The sequence below is a fragment of the Nonomuraea sp. GTA35 genome (assembly GCF_041950525.1).
In the GTDB taxonomy this organism is placed as follows: Bacteria; Actinomycetota; Actinomycetes; order Streptosporangiales; family Streptosporangiaceae; genus Nonomuraea.
This window is the reverse complement of sequence record NZ_JBGNUV010000013.1, coordinates 25,864-49,925: the sequence shown is the minus strand read 5'-3', so window position 1 is coordinate 49,925 and position 24,062 is coordinate 25,864. Positions and strand designations below refer to the sequence as shown.

The 24,062-nt window shown below is 72.2% G+C and carries 27 protein-coding genes; 16 read left to right on the top strand and 11 right to left on the bottom strand.

Annotation, left to right across the window (positions count from 1 at the left end; genetic code table 11):
• Window positions 1-103 precede the first annotated feature (103 nt).
• Entirely contained in the window at window positions 104-286 is a 183-nt protein-coding gene (locus ACBJ32_RS43090) for a hypothetical protein (protein WP_375131717.1), read from the bottom strand.
• A 214-nt stretch (window positions 287-500) separates the two neighbouring features.
• Between ACBJ32_RS43090 and ACBJ32_RS43085 the strand changes: the two genes are divergently transcribed.
• Complete coding sequence (locus ACBJ32_RS43085; RefSeq protein WP_375131716.1) at window positions 501-2,210, top strand: sensor histidine kinase; 1,710 nt, start codon at window positions 501-503, stop codon at window positions 2,208-2,210.
• Window positions 2,201-2,845, top strand: a complete 645-nt coding sequence (locus ACBJ32_RS43080) for a response regulator (protein ID WP_375131715.1) — start codon at window positions 2,201-2,203, stop codon at window positions 2,843-2,845. Before ACBJ32_RS43085 ends, ACBJ32_RS43080 begins: the two co-directional genes overlap by 10 nt.
• A 185-nt stretch (window positions 2,846-3,030) precedes the next feature.
• Here ACBJ32_RS43080 and ACBJ32_RS43075 read toward each other — a convergent pair whose 3' ends face one another.
• The gene (locus tag ACBJ32_RS43075) at window positions 3,031-3,540 is read right to left on the bottom strand and encodes a hypothetical protein (protein WP_375131714.1); all 510 of its coding nucleotides are present in this window, start codon (window positions 3,538-3,540) and stop codon (window positions 3,031-3,033) included.
• Window positions 3,541-3,963: 423 nt separating this feature from the next.
• Here ACBJ32_RS43075 and ACBJ32_RS43070 point away from each other — a divergent pair, with 423 nt between their 5' ends.
• Both ACBJ32_RS43070 and ACBJ32_RS43065 read left to right on the top strand, forming a co-directional pair.
• Window positions 3,964-4,701, top strand: coding sequence for an NAD(P)-dependent oxidoreductase (locus ACBJ32_RS43070; protein WP_375131713.1), 738 nt, complete (start codon window positions 3,964-3,966; stop codon window positions 4,699-4,701).
• A 181-nt stretch (window positions 4,702-4,882) separates the two neighbouring features.
• Window positions 4,883-5,305 (top strand): pyridoxal-phosphate dependent enzyme, encoded by a 423-nt coding sequence (locus tag ACBJ32_RS43065; RefSeq protein WP_375131712.1) that lies wholly within the window; start codon window positions 4,883-4,885, stop codon window positions 5,303-5,305.
• 245 nt (window positions 5,306-5,550) lie between these two features.
• On the opposite strand, the gene ACBJ32_RS43060 is transcribed toward ACBJ32_RS43065, so the two are convergent.
• Genes ACBJ32_RS43060 through ACBJ32_RS43045 form a run of 4 tightly spaced genes read right to left on the bottom strand, consistent with a single transcriptional unit; the run spans window position 5,551 to window position 9,980 of the window.
• A complete protein-coding gene (locus tag ACBJ32_RS43060) occupies window positions 5,551-6,171 on the bottom strand; it encodes a response regulator (RefSeq protein WP_375131711.1) in 621 nt (206 codons plus the stop codon).
• The gene (locus ACBJ32_RS43055; protein WP_375131710.1) at window positions 6,168-7,376 is read right to left on the bottom strand and encodes a sensor histidine kinase; all 1,209 of its coding nucleotides are present in this window, start codon (window positions 7,374-7,376) and stop codon (window positions 6,168-6,170) included. Before ACBJ32_RS43055 ends, ACBJ32_RS43060 begins: the two co-directional genes overlap by 4 nt.
• 34 nt (window positions 7,377-7,410) lie before the next feature.
• The gene (locus ACBJ32_RS43050; protein ID WP_375131709.1) at window positions 7,411-9,228 is read right to left on the bottom strand and encodes a hypothetical protein; all 1,818 of its coding nucleotides are present in this window, start codon (window positions 9,226-9,228) and stop codon (window positions 7,411-7,413) included.
• Complete coding sequence (locus ACBJ32_RS43045) at window positions 9,213-9,980, bottom strand: ABC transporter ATP-binding protein (protein WP_375131708.1); 768 nt, start codon at window positions 9,978-9,980, stop codon at window positions 9,213-9,215. The genes ACBJ32_RS43050 and ACBJ32_RS43045 overlap by 16 nt, the downstream gene beginning before the upstream one ends.
• Before the next feature lie 214 nt (window positions 9,981-10,194).
• On the opposite strand from ACBJ32_RS43045, the gene ACBJ32_RS43040 reads away from it, so the two are divergent.
• The gene (locus ACBJ32_RS43040; RefSeq protein ID WP_375131707.1) at window positions 10,195-11,262 is read left to right on the top strand and encodes a class I SAM-dependent methyltransferase; all 1,068 of its coding nucleotides are present in this window, start codon (window positions 10,195-10,197) and stop codon (window positions 11,260-11,262) included.
• Between the two features lie 126 nt (window positions 11,263-11,388).
• Here ACBJ32_RS43040 and ACBJ32_RS43035 read toward each other — a convergent pair whose 3' ends face one another.
• From ACBJ32_RS43035 to ACBJ32_RS43025, 3 genes are read right to left on the bottom strand one after another with little or no spacing between them, the layout of a single operon-like run.
• On the bottom strand, window positions 11,389-12,129 hold the full coding sequence (locus tag ACBJ32_RS43035) for a sulfite exporter TauE/SafE family protein (RefSeq protein WP_375131706.1): 741 nt from the start codon (window positions 12,127-12,129) through the stop codon (window positions 11,389-11,391).
• On the bottom strand, window positions 12,126-12,386 hold the full coding sequence (locus ACBJ32_RS43030; RefSeq protein ID WP_375131705.1) for a nuclear transport factor 2 family protein: 261 nt from the start codon (window positions 12,384-12,386) through the stop codon (window positions 12,126-12,128). The genes ACBJ32_RS43035 and ACBJ32_RS43030 overlap by 4 nt, the downstream gene beginning before the upstream one ends.
• Complete coding sequence (locus ACBJ32_RS43025) at window positions 12,379-12,852, bottom strand: hypothetical protein (protein ID WP_375131704.1); 474 nt, start codon at window positions 12,850-12,852, stop codon at window positions 12,379-12,381. The genes ACBJ32_RS43030 and ACBJ32_RS43025 overlap by 8 nt, the downstream gene beginning before the upstream one ends.
• Before the next feature lie 70 nt (window positions 12,853-12,922).
• Between ACBJ32_RS43025 and ACBJ32_RS43020 the strand changes: the two genes are divergently transcribed.
• A complete protein-coding gene (locus ACBJ32_RS43020; RefSeq protein WP_375131703.1) occupies window positions 12,923-13,399 on the top strand; it encodes an Lrp/AsnC family transcriptional regulator in 477 nt (158 codons plus the stop codon).
• 28 nt (window positions 13,400-13,427) lie between these two features.
• On the opposite strand, the gene ACBJ32_RS43015 is transcribed toward ACBJ32_RS43020, so the two are convergent.
• Complete coding sequence (locus ACBJ32_RS43015) at window positions 13,428-14,063, bottom strand: TetR/AcrR family transcriptional regulator C-terminal domain-containing protein (protein WP_357892609.1); 636 nt, start codon at window positions 14,061-14,063, stop codon at window positions 13,428-13,430.
• Between the two features lie 69 nt (window positions 14,064-14,132).
• Between ACBJ32_RS43015 and ACBJ32_RS43010 the strand changes: the two genes are divergently transcribed.
• From ACBJ32_RS43010 to ACBJ32_RS42995, 4 genes are all read left to right on the top strand, one after another.
• Window positions 14,133-15,092: a hypothetical protein gene (locus ACBJ32_RS43010; protein WP_375131702.1), complete on the top strand. Its 960-nt coding sequence runs from the start codon at window positions 14,133-14,135 to the stop codon at window positions 15,090-15,092.
• Window positions 15,093-15,127: 35 nt separating this feature from the next.
• A complete protein-coding gene (locus ACBJ32_RS43005) occupies window positions 15,128-16,318 on the top strand; it encodes an FAD-dependent monooxygenase (protein ID WP_375131701.1) in 1,191 nt (396 codons plus the stop codon).
• Window positions 16,315-16,452: a hypothetical protein gene (locus ACBJ32_RS43000; RefSeq protein ID WP_375131700.1), complete on the top strand. Its 138-nt coding sequence runs from the start codon at window positions 16,315-16,317 to the stop codon at window positions 16,450-16,452. Before ACBJ32_RS43005 ends, ACBJ32_RS43000 begins: the two co-directional genes overlap by 4 nt.
• 279 nt (window positions 16,453-16,731) lie before the next feature.
• Window positions 16,732-17,760: a hypothetical protein gene (locus tag ACBJ32_RS42995; protein WP_375131699.1), complete on the top strand. Its 1,029-nt coding sequence runs from the start codon at window positions 16,732-16,734 to the stop codon at window positions 17,758-17,760.
• A 179-nt stretch (window positions 17,761-17,939) separates the two neighbouring features.
• Here ACBJ32_RS42995 and ACBJ32_RS42990 read toward each other — a convergent pair whose 3' ends face one another.
• On the bottom strand, window positions 17,940-18,314 hold the full coding sequence (locus tag ACBJ32_RS42990) for a hypothetical protein (protein ID WP_375131698.1): 375 nt from the start codon (window positions 18,312-18,314) through the stop codon (window positions 17,940-17,942).
• Here ACBJ32_RS42990 and ACBJ32_RS42985 point away from each other — a divergent pair.
• The 6 genes from ACBJ32_RS42985 to ACBJ32_RS42960 all read left to right on the top strand — a co-directional run bounded on the left by ACBJ32_RS42985 (window position 18,303) and on the right by ACBJ32_RS42960 (window position 23,975).
• Complete coding sequence (locus ACBJ32_RS42985; protein ID WP_375131697.1) at window positions 18,303-20,174, top strand: BTAD domain-containing putative transcriptional regulator; 1,872 nt, start codon at window positions 18,303-18,305, stop codon at window positions 20,172-20,174. The genes ACBJ32_RS42990 and ACBJ32_RS42985 overlap by 12 nt on opposite strands.
• Before the next feature lie 157 nt (window positions 20,175-20,331).
• Window positions 20,332-20,532: a hypothetical protein gene (locus tag ACBJ32_RS42980; RefSeq protein WP_357892622.1), complete on the top strand. Its 201-nt coding sequence runs from the start codon at window positions 20,332-20,334 to the stop codon at window positions 20,530-20,532.
• 31 nt (window positions 20,533-20,563) lie between these two features.
• Window positions 20,564-21,094, top strand: coding sequence for a MauE/DoxX family redox-associated membrane protein (locus ACBJ32_RS42975; protein ID WP_375131696.1), 531 nt, complete (start codon window positions 20,564-20,566; stop codon window positions 21,092-21,094).
• Window positions 21,095-21,103: 9 nt separating this feature from the next.
• The gene (locus tag ACBJ32_RS42970; protein ID WP_375131695.1) at window positions 21,104-21,613 is read left to right on the top strand and encodes a hypothetical protein; all 510 of its coding nucleotides are present in this window, start codon (window positions 21,104-21,106) and stop codon (window positions 21,611-21,613) included.
• Entirely contained in the window at window positions 21,610-23,505 is a 1,896-nt protein-coding gene (locus tag ACBJ32_RS42965; protein WP_375131694.1) for an ABC transporter ATP-binding protein, read from the top strand. Before ACBJ32_RS42970 ends, ACBJ32_RS42965 begins: the two co-directional genes overlap by 4 nt.
• Window positions 23,502-23,975, top strand: coding sequence for a S26 family signal peptidase (locus tag ACBJ32_RS42960; RefSeq protein WP_375131693.1), 474 nt, complete (start codon window positions 23,502-23,504; stop codon window positions 23,973-23,975). The genes ACBJ32_RS42965 and ACBJ32_RS42960 overlap by 4 nt, the downstream gene beginning before the upstream one ends.
• Window positions 23,976-24,062: the final 87 nt, after the last annotated feature.

Sequence of the window (24,062 nt, the reverse complement as noted above, 5' to 3'; positions counted from 1 at the left end):
CACGGACGGTTCACGACCGCCCCTTCCGGCGCGCCACCGGGGCTGCGCGCGTGGCCTGCGGCTTGGAACACGACCCAGGTCGCGAACCTGGAGCTGACGATGGTCAGGCCGGGTCGCTCCCGGCGGGACGGTCGTCGGCTCCGGCCGGCTGCCCGGGCCGCTCGGAGGGTGGGCAGGACGCCGGGTCACCGGCGTGCAACGGCGGGCCGGGTTCCTCGATCTGGGCCGGTTCGGGATCGAGCGGTGGCTCGTCGTCTGGGTCGTCCTGGATGACCCGGGTCTTCATCGCGGCTCCTGACGGTTTCTCGTTGCCGTTCACGCTGGCAGTCGGGGGCCGGGCCGGTAAGGCGGGCTGCTGGCCGCTTCGGGGGCCGGTTTTCTGGCATCCCTTCACCGCCGAGGGGCCCTGGTAGACGCCCGTCAGGAGGGCGTAGCGTGTGCGCGACGCCTCCTTCCATCGCTGGCGGTCGCCCTGCACGACCGCGGGAAAGGGGTGATGCATGCCGGTCGCTCCCCCGCGAGCCCCGGGGCCCCTGCTGGTGGGTCTCGCTGTCGCCCTCACGGCCGGCTTGGCCGGTGCGATCGCCCTGGCCGTGGCCGCCGGCGCCAACCCGTTGAACGTGGCGCTCCTGTGTGGAATCTCCTTGTCGTACACCGTCAGCGGCCTGATCGCGTGGCGGCGCCGACCGGCCAACCGGCTCGGCCCGCTCATGGTCGTAACGGGCTTCTCCTCGCTCGCGTCGATGCTGTACCCGTCAGGCAACGCCGTGGCGCACACCATCGGGCAGGCGTTGGACCTGCTGCCGCTGGTGCTCATCGTGCACGTGTTCCTGGCGTTCCCTACCGGCCGGTTGGCCGGGCGGCTGGAGCGGGCGTTGCTGGGCGTCGGCTACGTGGCGGCGACCGGCGTGCAGCTCGCCGTGATGGTGCTGGGCGGTCTGGAGCCGCACGTCCTGCGGCTCGTCGAGGCGCCGGTCCTGGCGCAGGGGATCTACCAGGTGGAGCTGGTCCTGATCAGCGGGGTCGCCTTGACGGGGGTCGCGCTGCTGGCCGGACGGCGGCGCGCGGGCGAGCGGCCGCCGCGACGCCCGTTCGCGCTGATGATCGGTGTCTTCGCGCTGGCGCTGGCGATGATCGCGCTCCTGCTCCTGGCCGGGGTGTTCGCCGAATTCTTCTTCCCGAGGATCCAGCAGATCTGCCTGGCGGTGCTCGGCCTGGCCCCGGTCGCCTTCCTGGCCGGGCTGCTCCAGGCGCGGCTGGCGCGGGTGTCCGTGGGCGATCTCGTGGTGGAGCTGCGGGCGGAGCCCGTGGACCTGCGCGGGCCGCTGGCCAGGGCGTTGCGTGATCCGTCGTTGTCGCTGGTGTACTGGCTGCCGAAGTTCGGCGCCTGGGCGGACCAGCACGGCAAACCGGTGGAACTGCCCGCCGACCAGGCCGGCGTGACACTGATCGAGCAGGACCGCAGGCAGGTGGCGGCCCTCATCCACGACCCGGCACTCACCGACGAGCCGGAGCTGCTGGAGGCGGTGTCCGCCGCGGCCGCCATCGCCCTGCGCACCGGCCGGCTGCGGGCCGAGCTGCGGGCAAGCGTCGACGAGCTGCGCGGGTCGCGGGCCCGGGTGATCGAGGCCGGCCAGAAGGAGCGGCAGCGGCTGGAACGCGACCTGCACGACGGCGCTCAGCAGCGCTTGGTCGCCCTCTCGCTCGACCTGGGCATGCTGGAGACCAGGCTCGACGGCGACGCCGGCGCCGGAGCCCTGCTGGCCCGGGCGCGCGACGAGGTCGCGATCTCCCTGGCGGAGCTGCGCGACGTGGCGCGCGGCCTGCATCCGGCCGTGCTCAGCGCCCACGGCCTCGCCGTCGCGCTCGAGTCGCTGGTCGCGCGGGCGCCGGTCCCGGTCCGCCTGACCGTCGGCCTGGACAGCAGGCTCGCCGAGACGGTCGAGGTCGCGGCCTACTACGTGGTCTGCGAGAGCCTGGCCAACATCGGCAAGCACGCCCGGGCGAGCTCGGCCACCGTGGACGTCACCCGGGTGGGCGACCGGCTCGTGGTCGAGGTGGTGGACGACGGCGTCGGCGGTGCCGACACCGAGGCCGGCACCGGCCTGCGTGGCCTGGCGGACCGCGTCGAGGCGCTGGACGGCCGGCTGCGGGTGTGGACCCCACGCGGCGACGGCACCCGGGTGAGAGCGGAGATGCCATGCGGGTAGCGATCGCCGAGGACAGCGTGCTGCTGCGTGAGGGCCTGGCCCGGCTGCTGGCCGACGCCGGCTTCGACGTGCTGGCCCGCTGCCGCGACGCCGACGAGTTGCGCCACGCGATGCGGGTCGAGCTCCCCGATGTGGTCATCGTCGACATCCGGCTGCCGCCCACGCACACGGACGAGGGTGTCAGGGCCGCCATGGAGATCCGCGCCGCCCACCCCGGCATCGGGGTGCTGGTGCTGTCGCAGTATGTCGAGCTCGGCCTGGCCATGAAGTTGCTCGCCGACTCCGCGGAGGGCGTCGGCTATCTGCTCAAGGACCGCATCAGCGACGTCCCGGACTTCCTCCACGCCGTACGTCGCGTGGCGGCGGGCGGTTCGGCCATCGACCCGACCATCGTCTCCACGCTCCTGTCCCGCCGGCGCAGCGACGACCCGCTCGCCCCGCTGACGCCGCGCGAGCGCGACGTGCTCGAACTGATGGCCGTCGGAACGTCCAACCAGGGCATCGCCGACCGGCTGGTGATCACGCTGCGCGCGGTGGAGAAGTACGTGTCCAGCATCTTCGGCAAGCTCGGTCTCCCGGCCACTGGCAGCGAATCCCGCAGGGTTCTGGCGGTCCTGCTGTTCCTGCGAAGTTGAGGAGAAGCCGGCTCGCGGCCAACCGGCAGCCCGGTGTCGCGCCGTCAAGTGGGCCGGGTCGGTCAGCGGGGAGCTCGGAAGGAGATCCGCGGCTCGGCGCCGCCAGGCGGCCCGAGCCTTGAGTAAAGCGCACAGGCCTACGCAAGGGCCGATCTCCTGGACCGGTCCCTGCGTGCGCCTACCCGTTACGGGCAGAGCACCCTGGTTTCGGCTGTGCACTGGTCGAAGCCGGCGCCGCCGTTGGCGGCGTCGTTGCCTCCCAGGCCGTTGAGGACGTCATCGCCCGCCCGGCCGAAGACCACGTCCCTGACCGACCCACCGAAGAAGGTGTCCTTGCCCCGCCCCATGTCCACCCTGGAGCGCAGGGAGGTGAAGTTGCGGAGCACGTCGTTGCCGCCCCTCGTCGCCGCCCTGATGCGGAGGGTTCCCGCAGCCGGGCATGACACCTCGTTGGCGTTCACCGCCACGCACGGCGCGACCGCCGGGACCACGTCGAGGGTATTCCTGACGTGCAGCCGGCCGTTGGCGCCGACGAACACGGTGATGTTGTCCGACACGTTGCCTGCGATGATCTGCAGCGTGCCACCGCCGGTCACGACCACGTTGCTGGCGGCGTGTGCCGGCCCGGCGACGGCCAGCAGCGTGCCGGTCAGCGCGGCCCCCGCTGCCAGCGCGCGCACGCCGTACCTGCGCACGATGGTGGCTCTTGAGCGGCTATCGTTCCCGCGTGTACTCATCTATCCCCTTGCCGGGTGGATGATCGGGCTCCGAAGCCGGTGCCCGATACCCTCAGTACAGCGCCGATACGGCCGCGCCTCAGTGCCGGAGCACACCCGGGTTTCGTGCCATTGGACGTGGACAAGTGGAGGTCCGCCGGTTACCTCCGGTCCGCACCTGGCAACCAGGGCTCGGATCCCCTCACGACCCGCCGCTCCATCGAGCGTCCAGCAGTTATCGGCTGCGCTGATGAATTGTTCGCCTATCGCCCATTTCTCCCTGGTGCTGGCGGGTGTTGGGTCAGAGGCGCAGTGGCCGGTTCCCTGCCCAGTCCGGACGGCGGGTCGTCTGCCCCGCGGGGGGGAGCGAGATCGCCCGCGAGAGAAGACGTGAAGGAAGCCATGCAAACAGGACAGGACCAAGGCACCAGCAGCGCTGCCCGGCGGAAGGTCTGCATCGTCGGGGCCTCCGGGAAACTCGGGCAGTACATGGTGCGGCACGCACTGGATCGGGGTTACGAGGTCGTCGGCGTGTGCCGGGAGGCGAGCGTGCCGAAACTCGACGCGTTCAAGGGACGTATCACCCTCTTTCCCGGAGCGACCGACGATCGCGACGTTGTGAAACGGGCAGTCGAGGGCTGCGACGGCGTGCTGACCGTGCTGGTCCCGCGCGGGGTTCACGGGTACGCGACCGGAACGGCCCAGGCGGTGCTCGACCACGCACGGCCCGGCGCCCGCCTGGTGTTCTCCTGCGGCTGGCACATCACGCTCGACGGCCGGGACGTGTACTCGTGGAAGATCAGGGCGCTGGTCAAGGTCGCCGGCCCGCTCGCCCGGCTGGCTCGCTTCGCCGACCTCGACGACCAGGTGGAAGCCTGCCGGCGGGTGTTCGCCAGCGCCACGCGATGGACCGTCGTCCGCGGCAGCGACCTGGAGGAAGGCGACAGCCAGGGACTGCCCGTCTGGAGCCGGCACGTCGGCGACCCCGTCCTCGGGAGCAACCGCACCCGCCGCATCGACTTCGCCTTGTTCATGGTCGAGGCCATCGGCAACGACGACCTCGTTCATCAGGCACCGGCGATCGTCGGCCGCCAGACCCCCTCGGCACTCGCCCACGCCTCCGCCACCCCGGCCCCGTGATCGATCCCCCGCACGCCGCGTCGCGCTGCTCAGCCGCTTCCCACGCTGCGCCTGGCCGTTCAGACCGAAGCGGTCGCGCCACGGCTGGCGACCGCGGGCATCCACGGGGTCAAGAGCCTGCACGTCACCTGGGACATGTGACCCGCGAGCCTGTCGCGGGCGGCTGATACGCTCCGGGGCCATGCTGCGGACACGCCTCGACACGGCTCGGATCCGGGCGGCTCGCCAGGTGATCGATCCGCTCTTCCTCGACTCCCCGCTGTACCGCTGCGAGGCGCTGGAGCCCGAGCTCGGGTGCGCGGTGAGCATCAAGCTCGAAACGGCGAACCCGGTCCGCAGCTTCAAGGCCCGCGGCACCGAGCTGGTCGCGAGCCATCTGGCCGGCAACGGCTCGCGCGCCGTCGTGTGTGCCAGCGCGGGCAACCTCGGCCAGGCCCTCGCCTGGTCGGGTCGCGGCCGGGGGCTCGACGTCACCGTGGTGGCCTCCCGGTTCGCGCCGGTGGCCAAGCTGGATCGCATCCGCGCGTTCGGTGCCCGGCTGGAGCTGGTGGACGGGGACTTCGACCTGGCTCGCGAACGGGCGGCGGACATCGCGCGACCGTGAGCGCTTCGCGGGCCGGCACGTCGTCACCGTCGTGTGCGGCAGCAACGTCGACGTGGGCGCTTATCACCGCTGGGTCGGCGCGACGTCGGCGGTCCACGACTCCTGACCTCTTCCCTCGCGATCAGCGGGAGTCCTGGCCACCCTTGTGAGACGGCCTGTCGGTGCGGCTGGTCCCACCAGCCGCCATCTGCGCCGTTCCTGCAGGTGGGCGAGGGTGGGCTCCGGTACGGCGGGTGGTTGGCCGACTAACTGAGCAGACCGCGTCGATACCCCTCGCCGACGGCGGCGGCGCGGTCGCGGACGCCGAGTTTGTCGTAGATGTGCAGCAGGTGGGTCTTGATGCTGGCCTCGCTGATGAAGAGTTTGGCGGCCGCCTGGCGATTGGAGGCGCCGTCGGCGACGAGGGCGAGGACCTGCAGCTCGCGGTCGGTGAGGGCGGCCTTGACCGGTCGGCGCACCTGGCCCATCAGGCGGCCGGCGACGGAGGGCGACAGGACCGGCTCGCCGGCGGCTGCGGCGCGGACTGCGCGCAGGAGTTCGTCGGTGGGGGCGTCTTTGAGGAGGTAGCCGGTGGCGCCGGCTTCGATGGCGGGCAGGACGTCGGAGTCGCCGTCGAAGGTGGTCAGGACGAGGGTCTTGATGTGGGGGTGGGAGTGGCGCAGGGCGGTGATGGCGCTGACGCCGTCCGTTTCGGGCATGCGCAGGTCCATGAGGACGATGTCGACCTTGAGGGCGGTGGCGCGGTCGATGCCTTCGCGGCCGTTGGCGGCTTCGCCGGCGACGTGGATGTCGGGTTCGGCTTCGAAGGCGGCGCGCAGGCCGTGGCGGACGATGGGGTGATCGTCGACGATGAGGAGGCGGATCACCGGGGGGTTCCTTGGAGTGCGGGGATGGTGGCGCTGACGGCGGTGCCCTCGCCGGGCGTGCTCTCGATCTCGAGGGAGCCGCCGATGCCGCGTAGGCGTTGTCTCATGCTGCGGAGCCCGAACCCTTCGCCGCTGGGGTTGTGGATGCCGGTGCCGTCGTCGCGGATGTCGAGCAGGACCACGGCGCCGGTGTAGGAGAGGGTGAGGCCGGCGCGGGTGGCGCCCGCGTGTTTGGCGACGTTGGCGAGGGCTTCCTGCGCGACGCGGAAGAGGGTGACCTCGATGGCTGGGCTGAGAGGAACGCGGTCGCCGGTCACTTCGACGTGGAGGTCGACGCCGGTGCTCCGGCTCCAGTCGCGGGCCAGGGTGGTCATGGCCTCGGGGAGGTGGGCGTCCTCGAGCTGGTGGGGCTGGAGGGCGGCGACGGAGCGGCGAGCTTCGGTGAGGCTGTCCTGGGCGAGGTTGAGCGCGAGTTCGACGTGGGTGGCGGAGTCCTCGAGGCGCTGGGCGGCCCGTAGCTGGGTGATGATGCCGGCGAGGCCCTGGGCGAGGGTGTCGTGGATCTCGCGGGCCATGCGCTGGCGTTCGTCGAGGATGCCGGCCTGGTGGGCCTGCGTAAGGAGCTGGGCGTGGAGGCCGGCGTTCTCCTCCATGGCGGCCTGGAGGTCGCTGGCTGCCTTGCGGTATTTGCGCTGCCGATCCTCGATCTTGATGCCCGCGATGTGGCCGCCGCCGATGGCGACGGTCTGCACGACGATGATCGCCAGATAGAAGACGATGAGCTGGATGGTGGCCTGGGCCCAGTCGAGCGTCGAGCCGTACAGGACGAAGGAGGTGGCGGCGACGGCGGCGAAGGTCCACCTGGAAGGAGCGAAGTCGGCGGCGAGGAATAGTCCGGTGATGCAGTAGATGAGGAAGCTTGGGTGGTGGAGGGTCAGCAGCGCGGCCGTGGCCAGGACGCCGGCGAAGTGAACGGTGACGGCGACCCGGCGTCCGCGCACGGCGGCGGGGAGGAGGGTGCGGGCGCCGAGACACCACGCGAGGGCCAGGGCGGTGAGCGCGAGAGTACGGGGGATCCCGCCTTCGGGCTGGACGGGTGAGGCCAGGCTGATGACCAGGGAAGCGGCGAGGGTGATGTAGGGGACGATCTCGACGACGCGCTCGAAGCGTCGCTCCCAGGGGGAAGGCGGGAAGGGGTCGTTCATCCGGGGGCGCCCTCCTCTCGGGTGCGGCTGGGTTTCAGCTGGTGGTGACCGACGAGGACGAGCTTAGGCGCATGGGGATCAGGATGGCGTAGCCGTACATGAGCAGCCCCAGGGCGATCATGAAGATGACGGTGGGCCATTGCCAGACCGGCGGGAGATGAAGGGCGAGGAACCAGCCGCGGTCCTCGATGCCGACGATCTTCATGACCATGGGCACGACTCCTTGGGGGAACAGGGGAAGCCAGGCGATGGTGTAGCTGATCGTGACGCCGATGCGGTGCTGGATGGGCAGGTCCGCGGTGGTGGGCTTGTCGGCCTGGGGCGCCGGGCCGTGCTTCATGAGGTTGAGCAGATCGATCCCGTGGTTCTCGAGTCTGCGGTAGGCGATCCTGCCGAGTCCCCAGGCGCTGAGGGCGCCGGTCAGCACACCGGTGGCGATGCCGGCCCAAGGGTGGAGGAGGAGGGCGCCGGCCGCGGGCAGGGCGGTGGCGGGGACCGCGAGGAGCACGAGCCAGGCGAGGCTGGTTTCGGCGGTTTCGTCGGCGCCGGTGCTGAGCGGGTTGCCGCCGCGCTTGTGGGGGTCGGTGCCGGGGACGAGCGAGGTGACGGCGAGCAGGACGATGATCCCGGCACCGCCGCCGAGGAGGGCGGGGAGCAGGCCGAGGACCCACGGCCAGGCCCAGGTCTGGCCGCTGACGAGGGTGCCGGCCAGGGAGAGGATGACGGCGGCCGGGCCGACGACGAGGAGCCAGGCCCGCTGGCGGCCACGCACGTCGGCGCGCTCCGCGCCGGGGGTCATGAGGGTGAGCCAGAGGGCGGTCCCGTCGGCGCCGTAGAGGTTGGCCGAGGACGCGGCGGCCATCACGATCGCGATGAGTCCCGTGAAGGGGACCATGATCCAGGCGTCGAGGGCGAGAAGCAGGAGGGGGGTGACGATGGCGTAGGAGAAGGCGGTGGCGAGGAGCTGGATGCGGACGAGGTCACGCCACCAGGCTCGCAGTTCCTTGGCGGCGGCGATGCGGGCGCCGCCGGTGGCGGGGAAGGGCCGGGGCGTGCCCCGGCGGGGCGGCGTACCCCCGCGTGCGGCCGAGACGACGCGCCGCGCCAGCAGGCCGGCCCAGGCGGCCAGGAGGAGGGCGATCACGCCGGCGTTGGCGGCGAGGATGGCGAGGGCGAGAGGCCAGGGGGCTTCGATGGCGGCCACGCCCCATCCGGAGGGCAGGACGCGGACGAGGATCTGGGACCAGGCGGCGGCGTCGGTGCCGCCCAGAGCCACGACGGGTGCCCAGCCGTTGCTGCACAGGGCGATGGCGGTGCCGGTCACGATGCCGACGGCGGCCGCGGTGGCGCGCGATCTGACGAACAGCCCGATGAGCGCCACGATGACGCGGGAGATCATCACCATGGTGATGAGCGTGGCGAGGGCTGCCGCCAGGCCGATGAGCACTCCGGCGGGGCCGAAGCGCCAGCCGTACACGGGCAGGGACAGCAGGGCGATGAGATTGACCGCGGGTGCGGGGCCCGCGAAAGCTCCGGCGAGCAGGGCCGTCGCGATCCGGCCTGGCGTGGCCGGGAGCATGGAGAAGTATTCGGGGCGCAGGGCCTCGTTGCCGCCCCCGATGAGGATGGGGCCGAAGATCCAGCCGGTGAGCCACACGGCCAGCGTGAGAGGCAGATAGGCGGGCCACAGGACGGCGACGGCGATCGTTCCGAACGCCAGGAGCAGCCCGCCCGAGACGCCGGCGTAGAGGTTGGCGGCATCATCGCCGCGCAGGGAGTTGCGCGTGATCGCCAGCCGCATGCGGATCATGTGCTGGGCGGCGACCGGGCCGGAGGTCAGGAGGTGAGCCATGCCAGCCCCTCCGTTCCACCGGTACGGGCGCCGACGAGGTCGACGAAGGCGTCCTCCAGGTTTCCGGCGCCGCGTACATCGGCCAGCGGCCCGGCGGCCACGACGCGGCCGTCGGAGATGACGCCCACGTGGTCACAGAGCTGCTCGACGAGGGCCATGACGTGGCTGGAGATGATCACCGAACCGCCATTGGCGGCGAACCTGCGCAGGATGGTCCTGATCGTGGCCGCGGAGACAGGATCGACGGCCTCGAAGGGCTCGTCCAGCACGAGCAGGCGGGGCGCGTGCAGGAGCGCGACGGCCAGGCCGATCTTCTTGCGCATGCCGGTGGAGTATTCGATGACCAGGGTCCGCTCGGCGGAGTCGAGTTCGAGGATCCGGAGGAGTTCGTCGGTGCGCTCGGCGACGACGGCGGGGGGCAGGCCACGCAGCAGGCCGAGGTAGGTGAGGACCTCGCGGCCGGTGAGCCGTTCCGGCATGGCGTTGCCGTCGGGCAGCACGCCGATCAGTGCCTTGGCCTGAACGGTGTCACGCCAGACGTCGACGCCGAAGATCTCGGCGCTGCCGGCGTCGGGGCGGAGCAGGCCGACGGCCATGGCCAGGGTGGTGGTCTTGCCTGCGCCGTTGGGTCCGACCAGGCCGTAGAAGGAGCCGGCGGGGACGGTGAGGTGGATGTCGTCGACGGCCAGGTGGTCGCCGAAGGCTTTGCGGAGTCCGGTGGTGCGGAGGGCGGGCTCCCGGTGTGTTGGCATGCCTTGAGAATCGCGCGGGGCCGGGGGGTGGCGGATCGTCCGGCCGGAGAGCGGGATGGTGGATTCCTGCATCAACCGATCGGTTGATGCAGGAAGGGGGCGACCCGCCCACCGGAACCGAAGTGCCGACTTGCCAATTGGTATCGGCACTTCGTGGGTGCCGCAGAAGAGAGTTCTTCGCTCAGCACGGCCGTTTCCCCGAGAGCGCTCCGAGTTGCTGGACGAGGCAGTCGCGTTCGTCGCCGCCCAGGTGAAGGCCCTCGCCGCCGAGCCGAGCTGGTTCGACTGGCAGGGCCGCACCGCCGAGCGCGTTGCTGTATGGGCATTCGCCCACTATGGTGGGCGCATGCCCATTACGACGCAGAAGCAATCACACCCTTCCGAGAACGAGCCCCACAAGGCCCGGCAGATGGCGGAGTCGTTCGGGGCGGACGTCGAACGCTACGACCGGGCCCGGCCCCGCTATCCCGACGCCCTGGTGGAGCGGATCGTCGCCGCCAGCCCCGGTCCCGACGTCCTCGACGTCGGCTGCGGCACCGGCATCGAGGCCAGGCAGTTCCAGGCGGCCGGCTGCGCGGTGCTGGGCGTCGATCCGGACGCGCGGATGGCCGAGTTCGCGCGGCGCAGCGGGGTCGAGGTCGAGGTGGCGACGTTCGAGTCCTGGGATCCGGCCGGACGGTCGTTCGACGCGGTCGTCGCGGGCCAGGCCTGGCACTGGGTGGACCCGGTCGCGGGCGTGGTCAAGGCGGCCCAGGTGCTGCGGCCCGGTGGCCTGCTGGCGGTGTTCGCGCACGCCTTCGCCCCGCCCCCCGCCGTCGCGGAAGCCTTCGCCACGGCCTACCGGCGGGTGGTGCCAGACTCGCCGTTCCAGGGCCAGGCGCCAAGGCAGGCCCTGGACATCTACCAGACGATGTTCGCCAAGTTCTCCGACGGGATCCGGGAGGCCGGCAGCGGGTTCAGCGACCCGGAGCAGTGGCGGTTCGATTGGGAGCAGTCCTACACCCGCGATGAATGGCTGGATCTGCTGCCCACGACCGGCGGCCTCACCCGGCTCCCGGCGGACAAGCTGGCCGAGGTGCTGGAAGGCGTCGGGACTGCCATCGACGAGATCGGAGGCAGGTTCACGATGACGTACACCACGCTGGCGGTCGCCGCGGCGCTGGCCGCCACGCCCGCGCAGGCCACCGCCGGCAGCCCGACGTCCCAGGCGCGCGGCTCGGGCTTCGGCGCCGGTCAGCAACCGCCGGCCGCTGCCGCTCATCCAGATCGCGCGGACAGCTGAACCACGTTCCGGGCGTGATCGATCCTCCTTCCACGTGGTCACTCGCCACGCGCGGCTTGTGAGCGGCGTCGAGGGCGCGTCATCGTGCAGGCCGAGTGACCGATCACGTCGCTTCCCGCGCCGAGGTCAACCGGCGTACGAGTCCCAGCCCAGCTTGAGCGCGACCGCAAGCCCGCAGGCGGCGGCGAGGTGGCGCAGGCTGTGACCGGGCAGGCGGCGCGCGATCTTGGGCCCGACCCAGCCACCGAGCAGGAAGCCGGCCGCCAGCGGGAGCGCCGCGCTCCAGTCCACCGGCCCGAAGAGCGCGAAGCCGACCGCGGCCACCGCGTTGGCCAGGCCGGACAGCACGTTCTTCATCGCGTTCAGCTTGGCGGCCGGATGGTCGAACATGGCGGCCAGGAGGGCGAACAGCAGGATGCCGCCGGCCGCGCCGAAGTAGCCGGTGTAGCAGGTGACGGCGAACAGCGCGATCCGCCCCAGCGTCCCGTGCTCGCCCCGCCCGCCGCCGGAGGGCGGGCGGACCAGCAGGAGCGAGGCCATCGCGATCAGCCAGGGCGCGATGAGCTCGAACGTCCTGGCCGGCGTCACCAGCAGCAGGAGCGCGCCGGCCGCGCCGCCCAGCGCGGCGATCGGGCCGAGCCGGAGCATCCGCCGGCCCTCCCCGGCCAGCTCGGGGCGCGACCCGGCGGCGGCGCCGACGCCGGTGAAGGCGAGGGCGACGGTGTTGGTGACGTTCGCGGTGAGCGGCGGCAGGCCGAAGGCGAGCAGGGCGGGGTAGGAGACGATCGAGGCGAGGCTCACCACCGTGCTGACCACGCCGGCCGCAAGGCCGACGCCGAGCAGGCCGAGGACGTTTCCGACGATCACCCGCGGGTCTTCCTGTAGGCGTCCTTGAGACAGATCTTCCCGTCGCGGAAGCGCCACAGGTCGATGCCGTACTCGCGGTACGGCGCCCCGTCACCGGCCGACTCGGCATGCCCGCGGAAGGTGCGGCCCGGCTCGGGGCCGACGGACGCGGCGTAGACAGCGTCCTCGGTCATCAGCTCCAGCAGTCCGCCGACGTCATGCCGGGCCCAGGCGTCCGCGAAGCATTCCAGGCACTCACGCGGGCTCGTCTCAGACATGGTCGTTGTACTCCTGTGCGAGGTAGGCGTCCAGGTCCGGGCCATCGGGGTTGGCCAGGACGTGCGTGATCCAGGCGCGCCGTTCGAAGTCGGTGACGCTCAGCTCCCACACGCACCCGGCCGCCTCGCCCGGGTGCGACGCGAGCTGCTCAGGCCGGTCGGCCGGCGCGGAAAGGATCCGCTGGTGGACCTCGTTCTCCTCGGCCCACCAGCAGGCCAGCGCGTAGCAGAGCCGGGGTGCGTCGTGCGCGATGACGAACCCGACACCGTACCGGCCGGGGGCGACGGCGGGCGCGGGGAGCGCTTCCCGTGCGGCACGCAAGGCGGCCTCGGCGACTTGCGCGCGGGCAGGCCGCCCGTACGGCGCGATCGTGTACAGCTTGACGACCCAGTCACCCAGCTCGGCCCGGCGCAGGAAACGCACGACGCGCGGCTGGTACGGAAGGTCAAGCGACGGCGGACGCATGCATCGCTCCTTAATAGGTAAGGTAATATCGAGCATTTCCTTTATATGCTGAGGCTATCGGAGGGTTCCCATGGCTGTGCAGCCCCTGGACGCCATCAACCGCATCCTGCTGGCGGAGCTCTCCCGCGACGGGCGCAAGACCGTCCGCGCGCTCGCCCCGCTCGTGGGGTTGTCCGAGCCCTCCGTACGCGACCGGCTGGACAAGCTCTCCCGGGATGGAGTGATCACCGGCTACCGCGCGGTTGTCGAACCGGCGGAGGTCGGCGCGGGCACGGCCGCGTTCATCGCCCTGCGGTTCAGCTCCGAGCCCGGGGCCAAGGCGGAGGTCAACGCGGCTCTGGAGCGAGAGCCCTGCGTACTGGAGGTGCACGAGGTGGCAGGCGAGGACTGCTACCTGATCAAGGTCAGGGTGGGCACCACCGTCGACCTCGCCGACGCGCTCGACCGTATCCGCGCGATCCCGGCGATCTCACACACCAACTCCACGGTCGTCCTGCGCACGGTCTTCGAACGGCCCGTCACCATCGAGGCCGGACAGCCGAACTGACGGGGACCCGCGACCTGGCCGGGAGCCGTCAGCGCAACCGAGCCGCCAGCCCGTCGAGCACGACGCCGAGCTGCCGTTCGAACCTCCGGTCCCCGTCGTCGCGGAGGTGACCGGCGGCCTTGACCAGATCGGCGCCCTCACCCAGCCACGCATCGCGCTCGGCGAGCGAGTACCGGTCCGGGTCGGCCCCGGCAGACTGGCTGCGCTCCTGCTCCTCGATCACGAAGCCGACCACGAACGCGGTGACCAGGTCGACGGCGTCGTCCGCCTCGGCCAGTGAGAACCCGGCCGCGGTCAAGCGCCCGAGCCAGGGATCCTTCGCCTTCACCACTTCGGGGTCGGAGAAGCGAGTGCCGCTGAAGATGCGCGCTCCGTCCCGGTGGAGCAGGTACTCCGAGCGCAGGACGCGGGCGTAGGCGGCCATGTCGTCCCGCCAGCCGGCGCCGGGAGCGATCTCCGCGAGGGCGTGGATGACGCGGCGCATGACGAACGTGCTCATCTCGTCGAGCAGTTCCTGCTTGTTGCGGACGTGCCAGTACAGCGCGGGAGCTCCGACGCCGAGCCGGGAAGCGAGCGCGCGGACGGTGAGAGCGTCCATGCCCTTCTCGTTGAGCAGTTCGAGCGCCACCGCCACGATCCGCTCTCGCGTGATGCCCTTCGCCACGGTTGACAGCTTAACAAAGTTCAGGCACGGTGGGTGACATCCGAATTGAACTTAGTTCAGGAGCGTGTCATGCGTGCTGCAGTCGTCAACACCCCTGGATCGACACCCGTCTGCGCGGACTTCCCCGACCCGGAACAGCAGCCGGGCCGCTCACCGCTGAGGCTCGTGGGCGCGGGTCTGCACCACGTCGTCCGCGGGCTGGCCTCGGGCCGCCACTACGGCAGCGGCAACGCCTACCCCCTCGTGCCGGGCGTCGACGCCGTGGCCCGGACCGGCGACGGGCGGCTGGTCTACACGGGCCTCGCCCGGTCACCGTGGGGAACGATGGCCGAATGGATGGTCACCCCGTTCGAGGTGGAGCTGCCCGCCGGGGCCGATCCGCTCGCGGTCGCCGCCGGCATGAACCCCGCCATGGCGGGCTGGATGCCGCTGACCACCCACCGCAAGGAGGCCGGCGAGCTCGGCACCGTGCTGGTGCTCGGGGCGACCGGCATGTCGGGCAGCCTGGCCGTGCGGGCGGCACTGTCCCTCGGCGCGAAGCAGGTCATCGCCGCCGGACGCGATCACGAGGCGCTGGAGCGGCTGCGCGGCCTCGGCGCCGTCACCGTCCCGCTCGCCGCCGCGGCGCCCGACGCCAGGGCGACCGCCCTCGCCACCGCCGTCGCCGAGGCGCGGCCCACGCTCGTGCTCGACCTCGTGTGGGGCCCCGTCGCCGAGGCCACCTTCGCCGCGCTGGGGAAGGCCGGCACGGACGACGGCAGCGCGGCGATCGACTACGTGCAGATCGGCTCGCTCGCCGGAACCGAGGCGGCGCTGCCCGCGGCACTGCTGCGCAGCCGGCGGATCCGGATCAGCGGCAGCGGCGCGGGCTCGGTCTCGAAGGCCGAGATGATCAGCGAGATTCCCGAGATCATCGCCCGGTTCGCCGACGGCACCTTCGACGCGCCGTACACCGCCTACCCGCTCAGCCGCGTCGGCGAGGCCTGGGGGCATCAAGGGCACACCCGCGCCGTCGTCGTCCCGGACTGACCGAGCCCCACTCAAGCAGAAAGGGAAACGGCATCATGCGGAAACGCGCATTGGTCGTCGGGCTCGGGATCGCCGGCATGTCCGCGGCGATCGGGCTGCGGCAGGCCGGATGGCGGCCGGTTGTCGTCGAACGGGCCCCGGAACGTCGAAGAGGCGGCTACTTCGTCGGCCTCATGACGGAGGGCAGGCAGGCCGCCACCGACCTCGGCATCGCCGGCCACCTGCACACCCGCAACCCGCCCGACGGCGGGAAGACGTGGTCGCTGACCCGGCGCGGGAACCGTGAGCCGGGCCTGGGATTCCTGCACCAGCCGGGCGAACCCGCGGCAGTGGTCCGCGGGGACATCGAAGCAGCGCTCTGGCAAGGCACCCGCGGGGACGGGACGAGCGAGCCCATCGACGTGCGGTTCGCGACGAGACCCGTCGAGATCGACGGCACCGGTACCGACGTGCGAGTGCTGCTCGAGGACGCCGGTACCGGCGCGCGACACTGCGAGACCTTCGACCTGGTCGTCGGCGCCGACGGACTGCGATCGAACGTGCGCCGCATGGTCTTCGGCCCGCACGAGGACTACATGACCAAGTGGGACGCGATGATCTGCGCGTTCCAGCTCCAGGAACAGGTGCCGTCCTTCGCGCGGGCGGACAGCGTCATCAGCGCCCGCGCGGGCCGTGCGGTGTGGGTGTTCGGGTTCGCCGACCGGCCCCCGACCGCCCTGTTGACCTACCGGACCGGGGACGTCGAAGAACAGTTCACCGGATCCAGGGTCGAGCGGCTGCGCACCGTCTTCTCCGAGATGGACGACCCCGTGGTGCGGCACACCCTGGACTCCTTGGAACGGACGCCGGATTTCCTGTTCGACTCGGTGCACCAGGTGAAGATGCCCCGGTGGAGCAGAGGAAAGGTCGTTCTCGTGGGCGATGCGGCGTGGTGCCCGAATCTCTACTCGGGAATGGGCGCCACCTCCGGCCTGCGAGGGGGCGCCGAGCTCGGCCGGGCCTTGCGGGAGAACCAGGACGACCTCGACGCCGCGCTGACCGCCTGGGAGTCGCGGCTGCGCCCGTTCATCAGGAAGCATCAGCGGATCGCCCGGGTGAAGCAGCAGATGTTCGTGCCGTCGAGCCGTCCCGCCGAAGCCCTCCGCTCGGTGGTCCTGCGCCTGGCGTGCACGGCGCGAGAGCGCAGGTTGGCCAAGGCCCGTGCCGCGGAAGGAACCGCATCGTGACCGTGACCATCGCCGAAGAGCCGTGGGACAGAGCGGACGGCGTCCGGCTGCGCAGGGCCATGCAGGTCGAACTGGCCGCCCGCTACAACCTGCCCGACCAGGAGACCGGACCGCGCACTCTTCAGCTCAGCTGAACCGAACCATCCCCGGACGTGGTGGCCGGAGCGGCCAAAGAGGACCGGCAACTCACGCAAACCTGATCACGTTTCGGCCTCGATCAAGGATGGCTGAGCTGGCGGTATCGCGGAGGGTGACTTTTCAAAGGAAGCCGCGATGGGTGCCGTTACGCCAGGCCAACGGAGGCTTGAACGCCAGTTCGAATATTGAGGACGTCACGCATCGTCGATCTTGACCGAGGCCCAACGGTCTGGCTTGATCAGGGCGTTCCCTCCACCCTCGAAAAGGAGCTGCCTGTGATCATCCGCCGTTTGACCGGCCTGGCCGTGGCGGCCGGCCTCATGGCCACCACCCCGGCGGCTCCGGCTTCGGCCGCCGGCACCACGACCGACCTCGGCGCATCCCTCAGCTACGGCTCGAGCAGCGGTGACCTTGCCGTCGGCGGCGGCAAGGTCTTCGTCTCCGCCGAAGACCGGATCATCGTCACGAACGCCCAAGGCGACCTGACCGGCTCCATCGCGGGCCTGTCCAGTGTGTACGGCCTGGCCGCCACGGCCGACGGCTCGTCCCTCTACGCGGCAGTGGCCGGATCGAACCAAGTGGCCGAGATCGACACCGGCACCCTCGAGATCAAGCGCCGGATTGACCTGCCCGAGCACCCGTGCCCGACCTCTTTGGCGCTGGCCGGCGAGCGGCTGTGGGTGGGCTACGGCTGTTTCGACACATTCCAGGGCGGCTTCCTCGCTCTCGACCTGGCGGCGACCTCACCCACGCCGGTCGCCATCGGGCTCGGCCTCCACAGCGCACCGAAGGTCGTGGCCGCGGGCAACACGCTCGTGGTCGGTGAGGTGACCGGCGTCCCGGCCGACCTGATCGTCTATGACATCAGCGGCCCTGCTCCCACCCTGCGTGGCAAGATCGACGGCGTGACGCATGACCAGTCGGAGGTGAGGGACCTCGCGATGACCTCCGACGGAGCGCATGTGATCTCGGCGTTCGACACGCCGTACCGGTTCGACACCTGGAACACCACGACCCTGTCCAGGGTGCGCCGCTACGGTCAGCCGCACGAGGCGTACCCCACAGGTCTGGCGATCAGCTCGGACGATGCCCATGTCGCCGGCGGACGTGATGGGAACACCGATGTCACGGTGTACGACGCGGCGACGGGCACAACGGTGTTCTCCGGGGACAACCCTGCGGGAAGGTTCGTCACGGGCGGGCTCGCGTTCTCGGGCACAACCCTCTACGCCCTGCTGAGAGGGGCCGGGGACCAGCTGCATCTGTGGCGGATCGAGGACATCACCCACGCCCCTCGTCGCTGACGCCGACCGCCCTCGGGCGCCGTGGCCGGCAAGCTGCTCACCGTCACCAGCCAGTTCACGATGAGCGGCAGCACCCGGGCGCGGTGTCCAACTGCCCATCGCACCCGCCGCCGGCTCGGCGGCGGGTGCCACCCAGTACCTCCCGGCCGTGACGACGGCACGGGATCGACCATCCGGCTTCAGCGGTCTCGTTCCGGCAGCCGCAACCACAGATCCGGCGGCCCAACGACGGCCCGCGCGTCAGGCAGCCGTAGTCCCGCCATGGCGCACGAATATGCCACGGCCTCGCCCTGGTAGAGGTATTCGGCGAGAATCTCGGCGGCCGTCAGATGTCCACCGGCGTCGCCGCCGCCGGGATGCGTGTCGGAGTCCTCGATCGCTCCTTCGCGGCTCACAAGCCCTTGGTTGCCGCTCTTGGGGTTGGCGAACAGGCTGTAGCAGACACCCGGGATAGCCATTTCCCGGGCGACGCGGTGAGGGTAACTTGGATCTTTGCTCGGGCTGGACTCGGGGTGTCCGGCCGGTGTGAAAGGCGGGATCGATTGCGATTTCAACTCCTCGGCCCGATGCGGATCCAGCCCGCCGGCACGCCGCTGCGCATCGCGGCTCCCAAGCAGCGCACGCTCCTCGCCATGCTGCTCGCGCACGAGGGGCGGCCCGTGCCGGTCTCCTCGCTGGTGGCCGAGGTGTGGGACGAGCGGCCGCCGTCCTCGGCGGTGGCGAACCTGCGGACGTACCTCATGCGGCTGCGTCACCTGCTCTCCCCCGACGGCCACCCGGACGGGGAGCGGCTGGTCACCTCCGACGGCGGCTACCTGCTGCGGGTGGAGCCCGCCGAGTTCGACCTCGCCCAGTTCGAGGCGTCGTCCGTGCGTGCCCGCCGGTCCCGTGAGCGGGGGGAGCTGGAGGCGGCGCACGACGAGTACGCCGCGGCCCTGGCGCTGTGGCGGGGAACGCCGGTCGAGGACGTGCCGCTGGGGCCGTCCCTGCGCGAGGTCGTCGCCCACCTGACCGAGCGGTACCTGAGCACCGTCGAGGAGTTCACGGAGGTCCAGTTCGCGCTCGGCAGGCACGCGGCGGCGGCCGAGCGGCTGCGTGCGCTGACGGTGCGCCACCCGCTGCGGGAGGGGTTACGCGGGCGGCTCATGGTCGCGCTGTACCGGTGCGGCGACGTGGCCGGGGCGCTCGATGCCTTCCGGACGGCCCGCCAGGCCCTGGCCGACGAGCTCCACGTGGAACCCGGCCCGGAGCTGCGCCGCCTGCACCAGGCGATCCTGCGCCGGGAACCGGACGTGGAACCGCCGGGCGTCCACATCCCCGACCGCCGCCCCCGGCCCCGGCAGCTGCCCCGGGAGCCGGCGGTGTTCACGGGCCGCTCCACCGAACTCTCCCTCGCCGCCCAGGCCCTCCTCCGCGACGACCCTCCAGCCGCACCACCGCCCCATGCGACCGGCCCCGCCACGCCGCCGCCCTGGGCTGCCGGGGGAGGGTCGCGGCTGCTGGCGCTGCACGGGCCCGCCGGGGCCGGGAAGTCGGCGCTGGCGTTGCGGGCCGCGCACCTGGCCGCCGGGCACTACCCCGACGGCCGCCTCTACTCCGACATGCAGGGTTGTGCCCCCGAGCTGGCCCCGCTGCGGCCGACCGAGGTGCTCGGCCGGTTCCTGCGGGCGCTGGGCGTGCCGCACGGCGACGTGCCGGCCACGCAGGCCGAGGCGGCGGCGGTCTACCAGTCGATGCTGGCCGACCGGCGGGTGCTGGTGTTTCTCGACAACGCCGCCGACGCCGCGCAGGTGGCGCCGCTGCTGCCGGCGGGCGACGGGTGCGCGGCGGTGGTCACGAGCCGTCCCATGCTGAGCACCCTGGACGCCGTGCACGTCTCCGTCGGCATGCTCGGCCAGGCGGAGTCCGTACGGATGCTGGCCCTGCTCGCGGGCGAGGCCCGGGTGGCCGCCGAGCCCGCGGCCGCGGCCGACATCGCGCTCCTGTGCGGTCACCAGCCGCTGGCGCTGCGCATCGCCGCCGCCCGCCTGGCCGGCCGCCCCGACTGGTCGCTCGCCCGCTTCGCCGAGCGGCTGCGCGACCGCGGGCGCAGGCTCGACGAGCTGCAGACGGCCGGTCTGAGCGTGCGTTCCTCCTTCGAGGCGAGCCTGGCCGCGCTGAAGGAGTGCCCGGGCAAGGACGTCGCGATGCGCGCCTTCCGCCTGTTCGGCGCGGCCGACCTGCCGGAGATCGGCCTGGCGCACGCCGCCGAGCTGCTCGGCGTCGCCGCGGAGGAGGCGGAGGCCGCCCTCGACGAGCTGATGAAGGCCCACCTGCTGGAGCTGATCGGCGCCGACCGGTTCCGGATGCATGAACTGCTGCGCATCTTCGCCGGTGAACTCGCCACTCCCCTGAAGCACGCCACCCCGCTGTAGCGCTTCCGGGAAGCGCCTCGGTTTCGGGGAACGCCACCTCGCTGCAGCGGTTTCGGGAGCGTCCCGTCCCGTTGTAGCGCCCGTGTATCCCCCTTGTAGGCCCTCTCCTTACCGTCGTGACCGACTCGCTACGGCGGAAGGAAAGGTGATTTTCCTCATGACCGCAACCCTGCGCGTCCTCGGCGACCGGGTGCTCGAACGGCTGGTGCCGAGGGCCACGGCGAAGGCGGACACCAGCTACTACAAGCGCTGTGCCTGCTACACCAGCCCGGTCGTCGAAGTCATGAAGCTGTGCCACGTGGTCGGCGGCACGTCCGGATGCACCGGCTGCATCTACTACTTCCTGCGTCCCTGCTGACGGCGGCGCCGGGCGGCCGGGTGGACGAGCGATGACGTTCCATCTGCTGATGACCTGCCGGCTGCTGCTGGCCGGGGTCTTCCTGGTGGCGCTGGCGGGCAAGGTACGCGGCCGTGCCGCCTTCGCGGCGTTCACCGCCTCCATCAGGGCGCTCGGCCTGCTGCCGCGGCCCTGGGCGGCGGTGGCGGCGTACGCGCTGGTGGCGGCCGAGCTCGTGACGGCGGCCCTGCTGCTGGCCACCCGGGTGGCGGGGCTCGCCGCGGCGGCCGTGACCCTGGCGGTCATGACCGGCGGCGTCCTGGCCGCGCTGCTCCGGGGGCGGCGGGCGCCGTGCCGCTGTTTCGGTCCCTCCACCCGTCCGCTCGGCCGCACGCACGTGGCCCGCAACCTGCTGCTGATCGCGGTCGCCGGCGCCGGGCTGGCCGCCGGCGGCTCCGGCGACCCCGCCCATCCCGCCGGGCTCGTCCTGTCGGCGGTCGCCGCCGCCGTGGGCGTGCTGGTCGTCGTACGGCTCGACGATCTCGCGGCCCTGTTCTCCGCCCCCTCCCACGTCCGGAAGTGAGATCGCCCGATGCCCTTCCTGATCGCCGCCGTCGTCCTGGTCGGCGTGTTGTGCCTGTTCGACCTGCTGCTGACGTTCGCGGTGCTGCGCCGGCTGCGCGAGCACACCGCGGAGCTGGAGCGCCTGGCCGGTGAGCCGCGGACGCTGCCCTACGACCCGTCGTTCCTGATCGGCCGGACGCTGCCCGGGACGGCCGCGAACACCGAGCCCCGCCCGCGGCTGGTGGCGTTCTTCGACGCCGGCTGCGACACCTGCCACGAGCACGCGCCGGTGTTCGCGGCGGCGGTCCGGCCGGGCATGTCCCTGGCGTTCGTCACCGGCGCGGGCCCGCAGCTGCGCAGCCTGGTGGACGCGGTCGGCGGCGCGGCCACGGTGGTCTCCGGCGAGGACGCGGACGCCGTGGTGGCCGAGCTCGGCATCCAGGCGTTCCCCATGTTCCTGCGGCTCGACGCGGACGGCAGGATCACCCAGGCGGACATGGACGTGGAACGCCTGGCCGAGACGGCCGCGACGGTATGAGCGCGGCGACCGCCGGGGACCTGCCGCGCCGGCCGTCGCGGCACGCCGCCACGGTGGCGCTGCTGGCCTGGCGGGCCGCGCCGGGGCCGGCGGCGTGCCAGCTGGCGGTCACGCTGGTCACCGGCCTGCTGCCGACCGGCACCGTGTGGGGGACGAAGCTCCTCGTCGACGGGCTCACCGCCGCGGACGCGGGCCCGGCCTTCCGCGCGGCCGGGCTGCTCGCCCTGCTCGGGCTGGCGGCAGGGGTCGTGCCGCACGTCACGGCGTACCTGCGGGCGGAGCTCGACCGGCGGCTGGACCGGCTGCTGCAGGACCGGCTCTACGCCTCCGTCACCGGTTTCCAGGGCCTGTCGCGTTTCGAGAGCCCGGCGTTCCTCGACCGGCTGCGCATGGCGGCGGAGGCGACCGGAGGCTCTCTCACGCCGTTGACCTCCGGCCTGTTCGACGCCGTACGCAACGTGATCGCGCTGGTCAGCCTGCTGATCAGCCTGCTGGTGCTGAGCCCGGTCATGGCGGGGCTGGTGACGGCGGCGGCCGTGCCCGCCCTGATCGCGCGGATGGCCATGGTCAGGCGGCGCGTCGGGACGCTGGCGGGGCTGTCGGCCACGGCGCGGCGGCAGATCCTGTACTCCTCGCTGATCACCGACGTGAAGGCGGCCAAAGAGGTCCGGATGTTCGGGCTCGGCGGCTTCCTCAAGTCCAGGGTGCTCGGCGCGCTCGCGGCGGCCCAGGAGGGTGAGCGGCGGCTCGACCGGCGGGAGGCGCTCACCCAGTCGCTGCTCGCCCTGCTGTCCACGGCGGTCTCCGGCGCGGGCCTGCTGTGGGCGGTGTCCGCCGCGCTGGACGGACGGCTGAGCCTGGGTGACGCCACGGCGTTCGCCGCCGCCGTGGCCGGGACGCAGGCCGCGCTCGTCGGGCTGGTCGAGACCGTGGCCGGCGCGCATCACGCGCTGCTGCTGTTCGGCTACCACGCCGAGATCACGTCGCTGCCGGACGACCTGCCCGCGCCGTCCCGCCGTCCCGGCGACCTGCCCGCGCCGTCCCGCCGTCCCGGCGACCTGCCCGCGCTGCGGCGCGGCATCGAGCTGCACGACGTGTGGTTCCGCTACGACGACGCCCATCCGTGGGTGCTGCGCGGCGTCACCCTGACCATCCCGTACGGCGCCACGGTGGCGCTGGTGGGCCTCAACGGCGCCGGCAAGAGCACCCTGATCAAGCTGCTGTGCCGCTTCTACGACCCCTCTCGTGGCTCGATCCGCTGGGACGGCGTGGACCTGCGCGAGGTGCCGCCCGCCGAGCTGCGCCGCAGGATGGGCGTGCTGTTCCAGGACTACATGTGTTACGACCTCACCGCCGCCGAGAACATCGCCATGGGCGAGATCGAGGCGCTGCACGACCGCCCCCGCATCGAGGGCGCGGCGCGGCTGGCGGGCGTGCACGACGTCGTGCGGGCGCTGCCGCGCGGCTACGACACGATGCTGAGCCGCATCTTCTTCCACGAGGAGGAGGCGGCGGCGGACGAGGCCGGGGTGGTGCTCTCCGGCGGGCAGTGGCAGCGGCTGGCGCTGGCCCGCACCCTGCTCCGCGAGGGCCGTGACCTGCTCGTCCTCGACGAGCCGAGCGCCGGCCTGGACGCCCGCGCCGAGCACGAGATCCACACCCGCATGGCCCGGCACCGCGCCGGCCGCACGAGCCTGCTCGTCTCCCACCGGCTCGGCGCGGTACGGGCGGCGGACCTGATCGTCGTCCTGCGCGACGGGGAGATCGCCGAGCGGGGCACGCACGACGAGCTGATGGCCGCCGGCGGCGGCTACGCCGAGCTGTTCGACCTGCAGGCCAGGGACTACCTGGCCGGGGCCGCCGTCACCGAGGTTCACGAGGGGTGCCGATGAACGCGGCCGGATGGGTGCTGTGCGGGGTGTCCGCGGCGGGGCTCGCGCTGGTCGCGGTCCTGTGGCGGGCACGCCGCGCCTACGTGGTGGTCACCGTGGAGGGCTCCAGCATGGCGCCGGCGCTGGCGGACGGCGACCGGGTCCTGGTACGGCGGCGGCGGGCCGGGCAGGTGCGCCGGGGCGACGTCGTCGTGCTCGAACCGCCGCCGGACCCGTCCGGCCCGTACCAGGCGGGGCCGCCCGCGGCGGACGGGAGCCGCTGGAACATCAAACGCGCCACCGCCCTCCCCGGCGACCCGCTGCCGCCGGGGGTGCCCGCGCCCGGCGGGGTGGACCGGGTACCGGCCGGGACGGTGGTCGTCCTCGGCGACAACCCCCTGGACAGCATCGACTCCCGCCACCGCGGCCTCTTCCCCGCCGACCGGATCCTCGGGGTGGCACTACGCAGGCTGAACGGCCCGCCCAGGTAGACGCACCGGACAAGGCGGCATCAGCCGAGCGGCATCGGGCGGGCGACATCAGCCGAGCGACATCAGGCAGGGACATCAGGCACGCGA